Origin of the sequence: Flavobacterium sp. RSP49 (assembly GCF_003968735.1) — a bacterium.
Classification (GTDB): Bacteria; Bacteroidota; Bacteroidia; order Flavobacteriales; family Flavobacteriaceae; genus Flavobacterium.
Genome location: NZ_RYDN01000043.1, coordinates 1 through 17,561, shown reverse-complemented (window position 1 = coordinate 17,561; position 17,561 = coordinate 1). Strand labels below are relative to the sequence as shown.

General features: G+C 33.0%; 14 protein-coding genes. 3 read left to right on the top strand and 11 right to left on the bottom strand.

The window, feature by feature from the left end:
- Positions 1 to 231: 231 nt before the first annotated feature.
- The gene (locus EKM02_RS13835; protein WP_317124994.1) at positions 232 to 765 is read left to right on the top strand and encodes a tyrosine-type recombinase/integrase; all 534 of its coding nucleotides are present in this window, start codon (positions 232 to 234) and stop codon (positions 763 to 765) included.
- A 150-nt stretch (positions 766 to 915) separates the two neighbouring features.
- Here EKM02_RS13835 and EKM02_RS13830 read toward each other — a convergent pair whose 3' ends face one another.
- The 11 genes from EKM02_RS13830 to EKM02_RS13780 all read right to left on the bottom strand — a co-directional run bounded on the left by EKM02_RS13830 (position 916) and on the right by EKM02_RS13780 (position 16,512).
- Positions 916 to 2,007, bottom strand: a complete 1,092-nt coding sequence (locus EKM02_RS13830) for a Fic family protein (RefSeq protein WP_126456115.1) — start codon at positions 2,005 to 2,007, stop codon at positions 916 to 918.
- Positions 2,008 to 2,304: 297 nt separating this feature from the next.
- Positions 2,305 to 2,532 (bottom strand): DUF4268 domain-containing protein, encoded by a 228-nt coding sequence (locus tag EKM02_RS13825; protein ID WP_126456113.1) that lies wholly within the window; start codon positions 2,530 to 2,532, stop codon positions 2,305 to 2,307.
- 54 nt (positions 2,533 to 2,586) lie between these two features.
- Positions 2,587 to 5,766 (bottom strand): P-loop NTPase fold protein, encoded by a 3,180-nt coding sequence (locus tag EKM02_RS13820; RefSeq protein WP_126456111.1) that lies wholly within the window; start codon positions 5,764 to 5,766, stop codon positions 2,587 to 2,589.
- Between the two features lie 79 nt (positions 5,767 to 5,845).
- Positions 5,846 to 8,722 carry a type I restriction endonuclease subunit R gene (locus EKM02_RS13815; RefSeq protein WP_126456109.1) on the bottom strand — a complete coding sequence of 959 codons (2,877 nt, stop codon included), beginning with the start codon at positions 8,720 to 8,722 and terminating at the stop codon, positions 5,846 to 5,848.
- A gap of 33 nt (positions 8,723 to 8,755) precedes the next feature.
- Complete coding sequence (locus EKM02_RS13810) at positions 8,756 to 9,187, bottom strand: hypothetical protein (RefSeq protein ID WP_126456107.1); 432 nt, start codon at positions 9,185 to 9,187, stop codon at positions 8,756 to 8,758.
- Positions 9,187 to 9,654 carry a transcriptional regulator gene (locus EKM02_RS13805; RefSeq protein WP_126456105.1) on the bottom strand — a complete coding sequence of 156 codons (468 nt, stop codon included), beginning with the start codon at positions 9,652 to 9,654 and terminating at the stop codon, positions 9,187 to 9,189. Before EKM02_RS13805 ends, EKM02_RS13810 begins: the two co-directional genes overlap by 1 nt.
- On the bottom strand, positions 9,651 to 10,163 hold the full coding sequence (locus EKM02_RS13800; protein ID WP_126456103.1) for a hypothetical protein: 513 nt from the start codon (positions 10,161 to 10,163) through the stop codon (positions 9,651 to 9,653). Before EKM02_RS13800 ends, EKM02_RS13805 begins: the two co-directional genes overlap by 4 nt.
- Before the next feature lie 46 nt (positions 10,164 to 10,209).
- Positions 10,210 to 11,490 carry a restriction endonuclease subunit S gene (locus EKM02_RS13795; protein ID WP_126456101.1) on the bottom strand — a complete coding sequence of 427 codons (1,281 nt, stop codon included), beginning with the start codon at positions 11,488 to 11,490 and terminating at the stop codon, positions 10,210 to 10,212.
- Positions 11,490 to 13,052 carry a type I restriction-modification system subunit M gene (locus EKM02_RS13790; RefSeq protein ID WP_126456099.1) on the bottom strand — a complete coding sequence of 521 codons (1,563 nt, stop codon included), beginning with the start codon at positions 13,050 to 13,052 and terminating at the stop codon, positions 11,490 to 11,492. The genes EKM02_RS13795 and EKM02_RS13790 overlap by 1 nt, the downstream gene beginning before the upstream one ends.
- 1,265 nt (positions 13,053 to 14,317) lie before the next feature.
- On the bottom strand, positions 14,318 to 15,916 hold the full coding sequence (locus tag EKM02_RS13785) for a hypothetical protein (protein WP_126456097.1): 1,599 nt from the start codon (positions 15,914 to 15,916) through the stop codon (positions 14,318 to 14,320).
- Positions 15,917 to 15,951: 35 nt separating this feature from the next.
- Complete coding sequence (locus tag EKM02_RS13780) at positions 15,952 to 16,512, bottom strand: hypothetical protein (RefSeq protein WP_126456095.1); 561 nt, start codon at positions 16,510 to 16,512, stop codon at positions 15,952 to 15,954.
- A 178-nt stretch (positions 16,513 to 16,690) separates the two neighbouring features.
- On the opposite strand from EKM02_RS13780, the gene EKM02_RS13775 reads away from it, so the two are divergent.
- Both EKM02_RS13775 and EKM02_RS13770 read left to right on the top strand, forming a co-directional pair.
- Positions 16,691 to 17,098, top strand: coding sequence for a helix-turn-helix domain-containing protein (locus tag EKM02_RS13775; protein ID WP_126456093.1), 408 nt, complete (start codon positions 16,691 to 16,693; stop codon positions 17,096 to 17,098).
- A 272-nt stretch (positions 17,099 to 17,370) separates the two neighbouring features.
- A partial coding sequence (locus tag EKM02_RS13770; protein ID WP_148103540.1) for a hypothetical protein occupies positions 17,371 to 17,561 on the top strand: 191 nt, incomplete at its 3' end.

The window sequence follows — 17,561 nt, the reverse complement described above, 5'->3', positions numbered from 1 at the left end:
GGAATAAGTGGCGACCTTTGCAGCGGAATAATTGGTGTACTTTGAAGCGGAATGGGTGGTGTACTTTGCAGCGGAATCGTGGTGCACTTTGTAGCGGAATCGTGGCGACCTTTGCAGCGGAATATCCAATCATAATTGATCCTATTGATTTATTGGCCATACTGATGTGATTAGATCACAAAGTAGGATAAAAAATCATCATCAAAACTGTCCAGTTTGAACCGGAATGAGGTGTTCACTTTGCTCCGGAATCACCTGTACAGTTTGAACCGGAATGGGGTGTTCACTTTGCTCCGGAATCACCTGTACAGTTTAAACCGGAATGGGGTGTTCAGTTTGACCCGGAATATCCATTTACGAACAAAAACAGGAGTGCACTTGGATTTTAAACTAAGAAATCATTCCCTTAAAATACTAGAAGTTTACAATCAAAAATCAATGAACTCCTATCTATTTCCTCTATTACTAATGGAAGATATGACAACGAAACAGATTAAATACCGCAGTCATAAATTACTGGGACAAATAAATCCTGCTTTAAAAGAAATGATGGAAGTTTTAAAAATTAGCAAGCACATTACTTTTTACACTGCTCGCCATACATTTGCGACATTTTTAAAATTTGAAAACACGCCTATTGATGCTATTAGCGAAATGTTAGGTCATACCGATATTAGAACCACTCAGGCTTATTTAAATAAGCTACCAAACAAGAAGCTTGATAAAATTATCGATGATGTATTTGAGAATTCAAAATATTTCTAAAAAAACGTATTCGTCAATCGATTTAAAAATGTCAAGTTTTTTTTTGCGCAAAAAACTTAACATTTATATAAAATCATATTTTTTTCTTTCAAAAGCAGTAGTTAAATAACTTTAAATACTAATGGAGGTAATTTACTTAAGAGCAAAGATTTACGCAATATCAATTAATTTATAACTAGTACCTCTCCCTGCACCTTCCTGTACTAAAATACCTTTAGATATTAAATCTTGTAAATCCCTTAACGCAGTATCAGTAGAAACACCAGTTATCTTTGCGTATTTAGAAACGGTCAATTTTCCAAAAAAAGTATCAAGTAACATTTGAACAACCTTCTGTTGGCGATGATTAAAATCAATAGTGTGATTAATTTCCCAAAATTGAGCACGTTTTAAAGTCATTGCAATAGTTTGGTCTGTTTGCTTCATAGAACGCAATAAACAGTCTAAAAACCACTGTAACCACTCTGTTATATCTAAATCACCTTTTTGCGTTTTTTCTAAAATACTATAATATGTTTTACGCTCAATTTGAATTTGTGCTGACATGGAATAAAATCGCTTTTTACTTTGATCGGCTCGTGCTAACTGCATATCAGTAATAGCTCGAGTAATACGACCGTTCCCGTCATCAAAAGGATGTATGGTGACAAACCACAAATGAGCAAAAGCCGCTTTCAATACGGGATCAAGTGATTGTTCTGAATTATACCAATTAAAAAAGACATCCATTTCATGGGGTACTTTATCCGCTACTGGTGCTTCAAAATGAACTATTTCTCTCCCCATTGCACCAGATGTTACTTGCATCACACCATCACGCCAGTCCGCAGTTTTAATTTTATACATTCCGCTTCTACCTGTTGGAAAAAGGGCTGCATGCCATCCAAATAAACGCTCCTCGTCTAGTGGTTCTTCATAGCGTTGTGTGGCATCTAGCAACATTTCTACAACACCATCTACATCGCGATCAGCTGGCACAGCAGCAGCGATCTCAATACCTAGTCGTTTTGCTATCGAAGATCGTACTTGATCATGATTGAGTTGTTCCCCTTCAATCTCGCTTGATTTAATTACATCAAGAGTCAGTGTTTGAAGCACCGTTTCTTCTTGTAGACGAAAGCCAAGCCCTTGCATAACACCAAGTATAATTCCCTGCTGATGCCTTACTTTCCCAAGTAATGGCGTAATGATAGCTGCATCCCAGGTAAAATTTGGCCACTCCTTCTTTTGATAAATATACATATTACCGCATTTTTGCGGTAAATATAGCGTTTAATTACCGTATATAAGTAATTTTGCGGTGTAAAAAATTTTAATACACCGCAAAAATGCGGTGAATACGATGTCTTTTCACCGCATTTTCAAATTCTAATATACTCTACAATTTTAGATCAAATGAAAAAAGCAAATCCTATTTGGAAGGAATTGCTTGAAATTTCTTTTTTGTCAAATTATATGAAAGAGAAGTATTTGAAGTTGTTGGAAAGTAGATTATCAATGTTTGAATAGAATACTGCTCTTTAAAGTTATTTTTATCAATTATTTTATATTTTTTAGAAATGGATTCAAAGCATTCTCAAATTTTGGAAGATTAGTAACTATAAACTCATTCATAATTTCCCAATCTGCTTCATTAAACATACTAACTCGTTTTTTTTCTATTTTAATCTTTGACATCTTATTTTCAGGTTGCTCTTCCCATACTAGCTCTTGACCGAAAGCTTCTTCAATTGCTGCTTTATTTCTTAGAAGTTTTTTGAAGTACATCTAAGTCTTTTAATTACTTCCGGAATTTTATATTATTATGATAAAAACTTAATATTAATTATCCCCTTTTTCTTTAGCTTTTTTTCTAATATCCATCAATTTAGCTAACTCTTCAATTAACTCATCATTTTCTCTCTTCTCGTTGATAGTATTTCTAAAACCTTCTTTTTCAGTATTTGCCTTCTGATATAATTCTTTTATAACATTTGAGTTATGAATCAATAGTTTAACAAAATCATTATCAGATAAAAATTCATTTTTAATTATTAACCTAAAAACATCATTCTTTCCGTTTAGTAAATTATATTTTATAAAATACGGTAAGATCTCTATAGCAATACTTGATGCAAGTGAAATATTTGAATTTAAATATTGATCTCTAATATTCTTTAATGTATTTATTATTGATAAAGCTATGTTATTAGAATCGTAAACTTCAAGGGCTATTTTTAAATTTCCTTGAAGTATATTAGTACTTAAGTTTTCTAATATTTTCTTCTCGAAGATATCTAGTGAAATTTGTGTTAATGAATCCAAACTCAACTTATGAAAATATTTGGAATGAATATTGGAATGCTTTTCAAAAACTTCTTGACAACCTTCTAAATCAAGATTTTTGAATTCTTCATTAAATTTTTCAATGAAATATTTTGAAATTCTTAAAACTTCATTATCAAAACAATCATTTATAAAATGATCATCTAACTCATTGATATCTAATTTTGATTTGTCCAATTCCCATCTATTAAATTCCACTAACAATGAAGAATCCTCAATTTTTAAACTTGATTTAACTATTTCATAATTTTTAATCAATTCTGTAATATTTGCACTCTTTGTAAAATTTGTATTTACAAACATTTTAAGAATAATTTTTTGAAATAAAAGAGAACTACTAAAATCTTTGGACTTTAGTAATAGAGTACCATAGTCTACATAGTAAAGAATTAAAGAACCTATTTTATCTGCTTTATTCTCATCTTCTGAATTTAAAACACCCTCAAAATGAGAAGAATAAGAACTGTTAAATACACTACCCTTCGCAATTCTCATCGCTATCAAATCATCAATTATTGGTAATTTTGAAGAAACATTATTAACATACAAAGAATAAACTCTTTGGTCATCCAAAATCTCTTTTAAATCTCCGCTCTTTTTTGCATTTTCTTTAACCTTAATTAATGCATCATTAGCTGCTTGAAAATTATTAGCATTTGCAAAAATGTTTAAATTGCTCTTTAAATGTCTATTGTAATTATCTAAATTGAATTTTTTTGCAATAACTTTTGTTTGCTTTAATTCAAGGATATTTTGAATATCCATTTCTGAAAGATGAGTATCTAACTCACTTTGCTTACCATTTAATTTATAAGTGGAGTAATTATCCCCTTTATCTTCAACCAATTTTAAAAATGCCACCGCATCAACCGATTTTTCACTTAACAAATCTAAAACACGATTATTTCCTAATTCTTTTTTTGTTAAATCTATCAGTTTTGTATAATCTAAGACATTTTCGTCATTTATTAATTTTACATAGCCTTGCAATAGCTTATTTAAATATCTGTTATCTGAAATATTTTGTAATAATTTCAGTTGCCATTCTTCAATTTTAAGTTTTTCAATTTTTAGATTCGAAGCTGAAACTTTTTGATAAAATATTTTCCAAGCTTGATTTATGTATAATTCCGAAAGACTTGTATCGTCTTCTAACTCTGCCAATGTTTTTATTGGATTTTCTAAAATATCAATATCCGCTATTGCTGAGTTAAAAATATCATCAACAAATTCAGATTTGCAAATAACATTAAATTGCTCAACATCATTTTTAATGAGAGAATCTTTCAACTCTTGAGTATAAACAAGTTCTAAAGCATTTTCTACATCAATATGGTAAATAATCGCCGTTAGTTGTTTTGAAAAATCATTATCGTTTTCATATAAAGATTTTAACCCTTTTAAATATTCAAGATTTGTAATTGCTTGAAGTGGAGCATTTAAAATTTCATGCTTCTTTAATACAAAAATTGCAATGTATCTTTCTTTAAAATTAGTATCTAACAATTTGACAGTTAGAATTTCGTTAATAAATGAAATAATTTCTCTAGGTGTAATTCTTCTGTTTAAAAATTCATAAACTTGAATAACCAATTTTAATTCATCCTCATCAGTATTTACAAAAGCTTTTCTCCATTGTTCAGTAAAAAACTTTTTCCAATTTGACATAATTGGCAAGGTGATTCTAAAAACAATATCAAATGTTTTATTTACATAGTCATCTCCAAATTTGCTATCTATCCCATTTAATTCTTTAAAAGCATTTTGAATATGTTCACGATCAAATGGTATGATAACTTTTATATTAGAATATTTTTTTTCGGCAAAGAAAATATGAATAGAAGACCAAATATTCAATATATGTTTTTTAGGTAACCGATCAAAATTATCAAATACAATTACTAGTTTTTTTTCTAAATCGATATTTATATCTTCCATCCATTTCTGAAAATCTCTTACCGAAGGCTGGTCTTCTGAAATGGTCTCAATTTTTGTTTCTTCTTTTTGTTTATTAGTGTATACCTGAAAAGTTTCTTCAGCTGAACATTTAAATGATTTCCAAAAACCATTTTTATTATACCAATTCTTAATCAAATTCCAGATATAGATTCCTAAAACAATAAAGATAGGAAAGGCTACTAATACCAATTTACAAAACAATGATTCTATTTCAAGAAAGTCTTTAAATGAATCTTTAAAAACATTTACTGTTGGTACATAAACGATTGAAAATAAACTAAAAATAAAACCAACACTTAAATATGGTTGATTAATTGTTGTTGTTTCTTTTGACTTCGCTAATAAAATTTTTAAATTATTATCCCAAACTTTTTTATTCCCTTTCTTTAGTAAGTCATCTTCTTGTTTAATAAACTCCGTTAATTCAACTAAAATAGATTTTCTTTGTTCATCTTCCTGATGTCCCCAAACATCATAAACAAAAAATTTATGTGAATTTTCAAGTTTTTTTTCTACTAATCTAACTAGATTACTTTTTCCAGAACCCCATTCTCCATCAATACCTATAATTTTAAATTCAGGATCATTAATTATTTTCTCACTTATTACAGATGCAATCTTGTCTTGTGATTTATTTTCAAATAAATCTTCGCCCAATGGTTGATTATTGAGGAAATTATATGTTTTTTTTAATTCAGCTGTAGATTTATCTGCCATGATGTTTAGTTTTCCTATTTTTTTGATTATTTAGTACAAGTTAATTTAGTTAAGTTTCGTTTTTATCTTTTTCTAAATCCTAAGCCATCATCCCCCTAACAAAAACCTCCACAAACTCTTTCATTTTAGCAATTATACGATCGCCAATCACTCTTGCTTGAAGAATACTGGGTCTATTATCTAAACACTGAAAAACTTCGTCTTTTATAGGCTCACGACCACTATAGATATAAGCATCTATTAACGATTTGAATTGTGCTTTGTCCAGGTTTTCTTCGTCACATAGTTTGCCTAACGCGAGTACCTTTTGGTCTTGCCAGAATTTATCAAATTCGTCGTGAATGTTATCCCCGTCTTTTATGAAAGGCATATTCTCATCGATGAATTTCTGGATCAACTCGCGTTTACTTCTTAACTGAATGTCACCACCCAATAAATCGATGATGGTTTTTCTTTGTGCAGCTGCTGCAGCTCCTTTCTCTCCTCTTAATTGGGCTAACAATTTCAGGATATAGGCCACGTTGATCTGGTCTCTATGGATTAGTTCTAATTCAAAGTCAATGTCATCGAGTATGGAAGTCTTTTGCTTTTCGGTATCCCGTTGTACCTTTTCGTATAAGTCTAAGTACTTGCTTTTATAGTATTCAAATTCTTGCTCGTCTATTGGTAAATCTTCCCAATCAAAATCAGTGTAGGATTGCAATACATTCATCGCTCGCATCAATTTCCTAAAGGCTTGTACAAACTGTGCTTCGTCTTCTTCGCTCTTCAAATCATTTACGCTTTGATAGGTTGGTGCAATTTCTCGTAAGAGTTCCAGAGCTTGGTCAAACTTCTCCGCTATCGCTTCATAATCGGGCATGGTAACGACTTCAATCGCTTCTTTATTTGAAAACAAAGTAATTGCATCATCTGTGGCTTTTTTGAGGTTTCTAAAGGATAAAATGTTCCCTTGTGACTTCTGCTCGCCAAGTATTCGATTCGTTCTTGAAAACGCCTGAATCAACCCATGCTGTTTCAAGTTTTTATCTACATACAAGGTATTTACTTTTTTAGCATCAAAACCCGTAAGCATCATATTTACTACAATCACAATATCTAAACGGTCTTTCTCATTGTTGAAACTTTCCTTCTCTCTATCTTTTAATCGTTTGCTTATGTTTTGGAAATATTTTTGAAACGATTCACTATCCTTGGTCGTGTAACTCGTGCCATACATGGTATTATAATCGCCAATATAGCTTTCTAATTTATCGCGACTGTGACTTGATTTATAAGTGGCTCTTGGTTCTGCCGCCCAATCGTATTCTACTTCATCATCTGGAAGGCTATCATTTGCTTCATCTGAATCTTCATTAGTACCATAAGTGAAAATAGTAGCAATACGCAAATCGTGTTCTCCTGCTTCTTTCTTCTTTTGGAATAGGTCGTAATACTGCATCACATTATCGATACTGCTTACTGCTAGCAGGGCTGAATAGTCTTTGTTAAAGGTCTTTTGATCGTGATAGGCAATGATGTAATCAACGATTTTATTGATTCTCTTTTCAGAGTTCAGTACTTCTTGTTTGTCAATTTCTTCGACTTCGATGTCTATAAAAGCATTGCTCTTGTTTTTATATTTCCCCACATATTCTATCCCAAAACGCAATACATTTTGATCCCGAATAGCATCTGTTATCACGTATTTATGCAAGCAGTTGCCAAACAAATCTTTGGTGGTGCGTTTTCCTAAATCATTCTTGGAAGCGTTTTCTGCAAAAATGGGTGTTCCTGTAAAACCTAGTAGTTGGCTTTTCTCGAAGAACTTGGTAATGCGCTCGTGTGTTTCACCAAACTGGGAACGGTGGCATTCATCAAAAATAAAGACAATTTTCTTATGTCGCAATGGTTCTATACTGGCTTTGAAACGATCAGAAACGGCATTGTTCAATTTTTGAATCGTAGTTAAGACCAACTTGGTATTATCCGTTAACTGTTTTACTAAAGATTGTGTGTTATCCGTAACATCGACACTGTCTTTTTTGAACGCATTAAACTCGGTCATAGTTTGGTAATCCAAATCTTTTCTATCGACTACAAAAACAACTTTGTACACGTCTGGCAATTCCATCACAATTTGGCTTGCCTTAAATGAGGTTAAGGTTTTACCCGAACCTGTGGTATGCCAAATATAAGCGTTGTCGTTAGAATTTTTGACTTGGTGGATAATCGCTTCCGTAGCAAAATATTGATACGGTCGTAAGATCATCATTACTTTATGGGTTTCGTTAATCACGATGTAATGCGCTATCATTTTACCCAAATGTGCAGGGTTTAAAAATGCAGCGGCAAACTCAGTTAACTCGGTGGTGTTTTTATTATTGGCATCAGCCCAAAAGAAAGTTTGCTTAACCGATTGCAGTTTATTGTTGGCCAAATATTTGGTGTTTACGCCATTGCTTATCACAAACAATTGCACGTATTGAAACAGACCGTGATTGCTCCAAAAAGAATGGTTCTGGTAGCGATTGATTTGGTTGAAAGCCTCTTTGATTTCGATGCCCGAACGTTTGAGTTCTATTTGTACCAACGGCAAACCATTGACCAAAAGCGTCACATCATAACGATTCTTATAACTTCCTTCAAGACTGATTTGATTGGTAACCTGAAATAGATTTTTACTATTATCCTCGGTATTGAAAAAGCGAACATAAAACGAAGTGCCATCTTCCTTAGTCAATTGAAAACGGTCTCGTAGCGTCTTGGCTTTTTCGAATACATTGCCTTTGGCTAAATGATTGAGTATGGCATCAAACTCTTTGACAGTAAAAGTAGTATCGTTAAAAAGGGCTAATTGACTTTGTAGGTTAGCAACCAAAGCGGCACCATCTTGTATTTTAACGGACGCATAATTTAAATCCCGCAATTGCTTGATTAAGTTGTTTTCTAGTACTGCTTCAGATTGGTGTCCCATAATTTTATACAAATAATTGCTACAACACCATTTCTATTTATTTATAATAAATTCAGCATCTTTATCAACTAACTGATTCACATTGATGGTAGGAAGAATAAACTTATTAAATTCCGTACCCTCAGTTTTAGCATGTAATACCCCTCTTGAAGTTCCGATAGTTAACATTGTCAGATGCCCAATGAAATTTTTAGGAAAAACAATCACGTCTTCTTTACGGAAGGATTCCCAAGCATTTGGATCTATTGCAAAATGACAACTTACTTGAATTTTAATAAATGTTTTCTTTGCCTGTTCAAATGTAAAAGTTGCAAAAACACCGATTAATTTTTGTTCCTCATTAATTTTGAATTCTAACGAAGTTGTAATATTCAATTCTTTTTTAGGGGAATATTTCTCCTCAAATAAAGCAAATTGTTCTGTTTTAATTGCTGCTAAAGCAAAACCTATAGATTCATTTTCCATTACGCAGTTTGTTCGAAATAGTTATACTTTTCAGAAATAGGGTTATACTCCATTTTAAATTCTTTCTTAGCTAGTAGAATTTTATCTGCTAGGTTGACTCTAGTTTTTGGAGCAATGTATCTTTCAGTTGCAGTGATTGCCACTTCCGAAACACTTTTTTCTTCAATATTTTCATAGTATGAAGCTAAAATTGGAATCTTTAAAATGCTTTGAAGTTTAGTTTGAGTTTCCAATGTAAGGTTTTCTTGGCCCTTTACAATTTTGGTAATTTGTTGTGGAGTTACCCCCATTTCTTTTGCCAATTTTCTTTGAGACCATCTAATTTCCTCTAACTTATCCAGTACTTTTAGCGCAATATTTTGAGATTCTCTCAACATTGCTCTATTTTTTATCCTGTCTCTGTTTTTAGCAACTGTATTGGTTGTTTCAGGTGAAACCAAGGTTATAAATTTTTCCTTATTGCTCATTTTAGTTCGTTTATAAGTTCGTAAAAAGAATCTTTATCAACAATTGTATTTTCTTGTAAATATGCTTTTGCCGCTTTAATTTTTGTTAATTCTTTATTAGAATCGGGATGATCTTGCATTGCTTGACTCATTTTCATTGCTCCTCCAGTAATGACGAAACAATTTTCATCAATTTTAACGGCATACAATCGAATTCCGTTCCTCTCTATTTTTCCTTTTTGTAATGAAAGGAGTTTTATTCCTGATTCGCTATCAAAAAGGGTTCTGAAATAATATTCTAAAGGTTCTTTGTTTGTTGTAATTTCTTCTAGTAAATCTTGTATTTGTTCAGCGTCTTTTAGTCTGTCTTTTACAAATTGATTTACATTGTCTATTGAATTGTTTTTTGCATAGTTTCTAAGGTAACTTACATCTGTCCAATTATCCATTAGTCGATCGTACTCATTATCTGCTTCTCCATCGTAGTGGAAAGCGAATAATGTGGGTGCAAATATATCAACTATTTTCATTTAATCAACTTGTAGGTTTACTTTTTTATTGTTTTTAACAAACATTTCACACAAACATTTGCTGCAACAAGCCTTTTTTAAAGGTCTGAGTTTGGTTAATTTGTTGGTTAGTGCTTTCTATTTTAACATCGATACTCGATAAGAAATTGGCGATTTTTTGTTGTTCATTGATAACTGGACGAAACAAAAGTGTACTATAAACAATTTCACTACTAATGTTTTGTACAACTCCACCTGTCGATAACCTGAAGTATTGTCTTTGTAAGAATTCAGAATTTAACACTTGCAGTAAAAACTCCTTATCATATGCTTTTTCATACTCACGTAAAACAAACCATCCATCATATATACAGCCATCAATTTGCAAAAGATAAGACTTACCAAAACTCATTGAGTTTGCTAAAATAATTTCCCCTCGTTCTACAAATCTAGATTTTAATGAGCCTTTTTTAGTTATTTTTTCAGATACAGATTTTATCCTATAATTTTTGGAATGTTTAGTGTCTCCTATTTTTATCCAATTAACACCATCCTTAGAAGTCGTTATGTATTTAATAATAGGTCGAGGAGAACTACCTCTATAAAGTTTAATAAATTTAGAAAACCTACCTCTTTCCCAATCCGCATAATCCTCTCCATTCTCGTCTTTAAACCTCAATTTACCCGAGAACAATTGTTGCATTACGCCTTTTTTGTATTGTTCTAACAATTCCTTTTTGCGGCTCAGTTGCTGTATTTTTTCATCGACCGCACTTAAAAAAGAAGCTATTTTTTGTTGTTCAGGGAGGGATGGGAATGATAATTTAGTATTCAGTAGTATTTTCTGTGAAATATTTGTTTGGGACTCAGCTAAACCACTTGATTTACTAACTAATTGTTTTTGTGAGTTACTATTACTTAATGAAATTGCAAGAAACAAACTCGAACACTTTTCATTTGACCTGATTCTTATAAGTTTGTCAGAAAGCATCAATTTATCCCTTACTTTATTAACATGAACTATAACACCAACTCTACTTGTAGGTCCAGCTCGTGTTATTAAAATATCATTTATTGAAACTTGTAGCTCTGGTCTTGGACTTAATTTCTCAGGTAATTTTTTGTTTGCAGATTCGTTGAATCCTTCCCATACAACAGAAGTCGTCTTTAGTACACCCCATTCATTTTCTGTGGAAGGAAATTCTTCACATTGAGGACTCCAACCAGAATCAATCGTTTTAATTCTTGCTTGTAATTTTTCATATTCCCATTCTCCCTCAAACTCCTGAAACCTCAATAGCGGCACCAGTGTTTTTTTCTTTTCGATTTGTAAAGTTGCTATACTCATTAAAATGGGGTTTCTATTCCTAGTTCTGTACAAAAACCGACAATGGTTGCATCGGTTGTATCAGCAAGAACAGCTAATTCCCGTAATTCGGTGGTTATGGCTTTTAAATCTATGGCTTCTTCCTCTTCAAACGTATCTACATAACGAGGGATATTCAGGTTGTAATCGTTAGTTTCTACTTCACTTAAAAGAGCGATATGGCTGTATTTATCTTCTTCCGTTCGGTTTTCGTAGGTGCTTATAATTTTATCAATGTCTTCAGTGCGCAACACGTTTTGGGTTTTCACCTTTTCGTAATGTTGGCTGGCATCAATAAACAATATGTTATTAGGGTTTTCTCTCTTTTTCTTCAAGACCAAAATACAAGTTGGGATACTCGTACCGTAAAAAATATTCGCTGGCAAGCCTATAACGGCATCGAGGTAATTCTTCTCTTGTATTAAGTACTGACGTATGTGACCTTCGGCACCACCACGAAACAAAACGCCGTGGGGCAAAACAATTGCCATAGTTCCATTATCGTCCAGCTGGTGTACCATGTGTTGCACAAAGGCAAAATCAGCTTTACTGGATGGAGCGAGTTTCCCATAAGCAGAGAAACGGTCGTCGTTCATAAATAAAGGACTTGCACTCCAATTAGCAGAAAAAGGGGGATTAGCCACAATGGCTTCAAAACGCATGTCTAAATGTAGCGGTCGCTCTAAGGTGTCTTCGTTCTTGATATCGAAACGCTTGTAATGCACATCGTGCATAATCATGTTCATGCGACACAAGTTGTACGTGGTAGGGTTCATCTCCTGTCCGTAAAAAGCACTGACGTTCTTGACTTCTTTGGCCACACGCAACAACAATGAGCCAGAACCACAAGTAGGATCGTAGACGCTCTTGAGTTGGTCTTTGCCTGCAGTCACTATTTGTGCCAAGACACTACTTACTTGTTGTGGGGTATAAAATTCACCTGCTTTCTTACCTGCACCACTGGCAAACTGTCCTATTAGATATTCATAGGCATCGCCCAGAACGTCACTGTCGGTATTTTCAAGATCAAAATCAATTTCATCGAGATGCACAAGGACTTTTACGATGAGTTCGTTTTTATCCGCTTCTGATTTTCCCAGTTTGTGAGAGGTTAAATCCAAATCAGCAAATAGGTTTCCAAAATCTTCTTCGCTCTCAGCACCCATAGTACTTTGCTCAATGTGCGTGAGTACTTTGGCCAAGTCGCCCAGAATGAAATTGTTTTTTCCGCCTGCGTTTCCTCTTTGTGCTAATTCTGAAAATAAATCAGCTGGTTCTAAGAAAAAGCCGAGTTTGTCAATAGCGAGTTGTTTTATTTCTTGCATTAGTAGTGCTTCGTCAACATGTCCTGCGACTTCTTGAAAGGTCAAACCGTCTGGTTTCAGTATGGTGTTCGCATACAAATCCATTTTAGTACTCAGGTACTTGTAGAAGATAAAACCTAATATGTAATCTCTAAAATCATCGGCATCCATCTTCCCACGAAGGGTGTTTGCAATGTTCCAGAGTTGTTGTTCTAATTTTTGTTTTTGTTCGGCTGCCATTAAGCAATTTTTGTATTAAAATATTTATGAAGCTAAAGTATTCATTATATCCTAATTTGTAATGAGAAAAACCGTAATTACTGTAAATAAATTGGTGTTTTTACTTTCTTATAATATCTTTTAGAGTGTTTTTTGTTGTCTTTGAGGATATTAGTGAAGTTAATTAATGCCTCTTTCTCCGCAGTAAAACTACTCTAACCCTTGTAAATAAATGCGTTATGATTTTTTTATTTACAATATATCCCCACAATTTTCTCTTTTTATTTTTTATTAACTTTAAAGTAAAATACGATTTGATTTAAAAGATTGATGTTAGATTAATATTTTCATCAAACGAGTTCGTTTATAGTACAAATTGGTTTTTTAATACTGACTTTTTTTAACCTAATTATTTTCAAAAGAAAAAGAAAAAAAAGAAAGTTGTCCTTACTGAGAAGGTTTCAAATTAAGTCAAGTTTTTTTGAAAAAATACTGCCCAACTGTTCTTGCTTATTTTAATCGTGTTTATAAAGTCGGATTATGAATTGAAAAAGTAAGGGTGGAGATTTTTTTAAAAACCCGTAGGGCTTGAACTTTACTATTTGAAACCGTAGCAGAGCTTCACTTTCTTTTTATTTATTTTTTTGTAGCAGGATGTTTCTTGTGGAATCGGCAATCAAACACCCCCAAGCACCGCAGAAAATTATAATTGTAGTGATAGCGGAAATTATTGTTTTTCGAGGAGTGAAGAGGCGGTGTTGCGGCAATCGAACTGCCACCAATAGATGCGAAAGGTGAGCGTGGGTGCGCTGTGAAACGAAGAAGATATGAGCGTGAAACGGCGGGAAAAAAATATAAGATAGCCTTTGGCATTCCTTGATTTAGGGCAAAGTGATAACGGAGCCAACCCCGATAGCTGTGCGAAGGAGCAACCGCTGAAAAAACTAAGGGCGACAAACATAATACGGCTGGAATGTAGTGAAACGTAGCTTGCGAAATGTAACGAAATGAAGCGGTATTGTGGATGTAATAGCCCGACCGAACGCAGGAAGTGACCGTGTGGAGATGAGGAACGAAACAGTGCAAAAAATATAGCTGCTGTATTTTAAGCTGCTGTATTTTTTTGTACTGTGAAATGTCTGTGGAATGGAGGGATACCTACGCTATTGAATAGAATTACTTAATTGCTTATTTACCGATAATGTTCTTATGGAAATGTAAGGTTGACCGACTGAAACAGCCGAACGGAACAAAGGGAACGACCGTAGAGAGACCGGCTCAAAGCTCTATAATAATCCATCTTCAATAACTAAATTGTGTAATTCATACATCAGTTTCTCAACAATAACATTCATCTGAAGAACCTCTTCTTTTTTGAGCTTAGACAATTTATGATGAAGGGTCATATGCTTATCTAAATAAGGATAGAAATCAGTCCAGAACTGCTCTATGAGATAATTATATTTTCGTATGTCCGAATCTGCATAAATACATAACTGCCATAATGCTTGATTCGAAAGATAATTAGGCAGGTAATACGTTTTTACAAAAATGTACGTTCTGCAAAATGACATGAAAAATAATGCAAAAAAGTACTCTAACCCTTGATAGTTTTCTTTATCATCATTGGTTATTTCAAAAAATTGCAGGGCAATATTTTTGGTAGGCTTATAATAAAAATGCAGATCAGCGTGATAAGAATTGTGAGGAACTTCCCAGTGAAAATTAGGAAGATATTTACTCGAAGAATATATCAGATATTCGTTTTGAATAATACTGAAAAAGAAACTCTGATTCTGATACAGATTAGTCTGTATCCAGTAACGACTGTGGCTCAACAAAACAAAATCATGTTTTTCTCCTATTTTACTTTTTAAAGATTGAGTGATTAATTTTAATTTTTCATTACCCGCCCCGACAGCTATAAGCATCAGATAGTAAGTCGTTTTTTCGCCATAGATAATTTGATGATATAAATAGATTTCCTCAACTTCTGCCTTTTCTAATATAGTTTCTATTGCAGTATCTAAAATTATATTCTTCGACTTCATTTCAATTTCACATACAGCCTCATTACTTTCATGCAGTCCTTTCTTGATTAGCTTCTTTAATTCGGCAAACCTTTTTTCTACAAGAAAAGAGAGACTTCGCTGGGCAATTCCAACTGCTTCATACATTTCTTCTTTATAAATTACATCATCATCCTCAGAAGCTTCTTTTGCTTTCCTAAATAAATCCGTCAGATAAAATTTACTATAAGGGGTTCTTATAAAATATTTTTGAATATCAGGAATATATTGGATAATATTATTGATCCTATCATCTAAGCTCTGCAAAACAGATTTACTTCCTATGTACAGTTCTTCTAAATAGTCAAGATCATATTCAACAAGTCTTGCATAGGATGTAAATACGCTGTTTGAAGCACCTTCTGAAATGAGATTTTTAATCTGCAACTCATGAAGATCGTAATCGTGGTAAAAATTACCCTCATACTTATTTAACTTCTTCTTGAATTTTTGCCATTGCTCTGTTCTAAAAATAGAATTTTCGAACTCATTATTCTGGTAGATAACCGCAGACTCACGGCAGTAAAACGCAATGAAAGGAGAACCTAAAGAATAGTGATGACGAAGTTTTGATGAGAAGATAAAAACGATATTAATCTGAAGGTGTTCTTTAACTTTTCTTACCCATTTACTCTGCTGAAGTTTCTGAGCGTCTATACTGCTTTCAATATTGATAATAAGACAGCTAAATGCTGAATACTTTTCTTTGGTGAAAAATATTTGTATAACATTATACTGATGGATTAATTGTCTGATTATATTTTCCAAATATTCATTTTCGAGTTTTGGAAATTTAAGTTTTTCTAGAGTTTTCATAATACTGTGTTTTTGAAGATTAGATAAAGGATATTTTATTCCGTTAGTGGTTCAGCTTGAGTAGTTTTCTTTATTCTCTCAACACCCCTTTCCCTTATTAGCTCTGCTGCATCTAGCATTTTGATTAAATGGATATAAGGTGTCGTCAGGTCAGAATCAGGATCACCAGAGTAGGGAGATAATGAAAGCTCTGTAATTTCAGATAAAAAAAACTCAAACTCTTGCAGTGTTTTCTCTTCAAATGCATTTTGAAGCACCAAAAAAGGATTGTCGAATTCTTCTTTGGTCAGAGAAGAGAGATGAAATACAGTTTCAGATCGAGAAGACTCTTTTACTTTCCATTTCTTGTCTTTTGCCTTTAGGCAGTAACAAACTTTGAGAAAAGAGCATACAGTAGTATAAAAGACAAAAACATTACAGGGGGTTTCCTTCTTGTAAACTTTTGTCTTATAGCAGTGAAGTACAGCTTGACTTAAATTCTGTTTATAATAATCAAGATGTGCAAAGTCAAAAATGGCGTCAAATGCCTCAAATGGATTTCCTGCCACAAACCCTGCCCAAAATCTTGTTTCGAAAAATATTTTATTCTTTTTCATACGAGAAGATTTAATATTGAATAGCGAAGTTCTATTCTTTAAAGAGGATAATCTATTCGCTATACGGATATAATATCTGACAAAAGGGATATTTTACAGGATATTTTTTTATCTTTGAAACTCAGACTTTTTAATCCAAATGGCTTTATCTTTGAGCCTTCAGAAATTGACACTCATTATGGAACAAAAAATACATCAGGGAAGAAACGTAAAACGTTTCAGAGAAATGCTTAACATAAAGCAGGAGGCATTAGCTTATGATCTGGGAGAAGACTGGAATCAAAAGAAAATTTCTATGCTGGAGCAAAAAGATGTGATTGAAGATAAGCTGCTAAAACAAATCTCAGCAGTATTAAAAATTCCAGTTGAAGCTTTTCAGAATTTTGATGAAGAGCAGGCTGTGAACATTATTGCTAACACTTTTCATGAAGGAGCAGTTGCTAACAATTCTGGATATATCAATTGTACTTTTAATCCGATTGATAAAATTGTACAAATACACGAAGAAAAAATTGCATTATACGAGCGTATGCTAAAAGAAAAAGATGAAATGATGGCAAGGCTTGAAAAATTAATCAATAAATAATCATTTATAAAGATATATTAATTTCACAAAGAGACTTTCGAGTCTCTTTTTTGTTTTGGAATATTATTTTACGGGTGCGAAGTCAGGAGACATTCGCATAGCTGGATATTCCGGGGCAAACTGAACATCCCATTCCGGTTTAAACTGTACAGGTGATTCCGGAGCAAAGTGAACACCCCATTCCGGTTTAAAGTGAACACCTCATTCCGGTTCAAACTGGACAGTTTTGATGATGATTTTTTACCCCTACTTTGTGATCTAATCACATCAGTATGGCCAATAAATCAAGAGGATCAATTATGATACGAGAAATCATCAGAATGAAAGCCAATGGTCTTTCTAACAGTCAAATTTCCAAAAGCATTGGAAAATCAAGAACAACCATCGTCAAATATCTTGGTGTGATTGAAACTTCGGGGATTTGCTTAAAGGAACTTCTTGAACTCAAGGGAGAAGATTTATC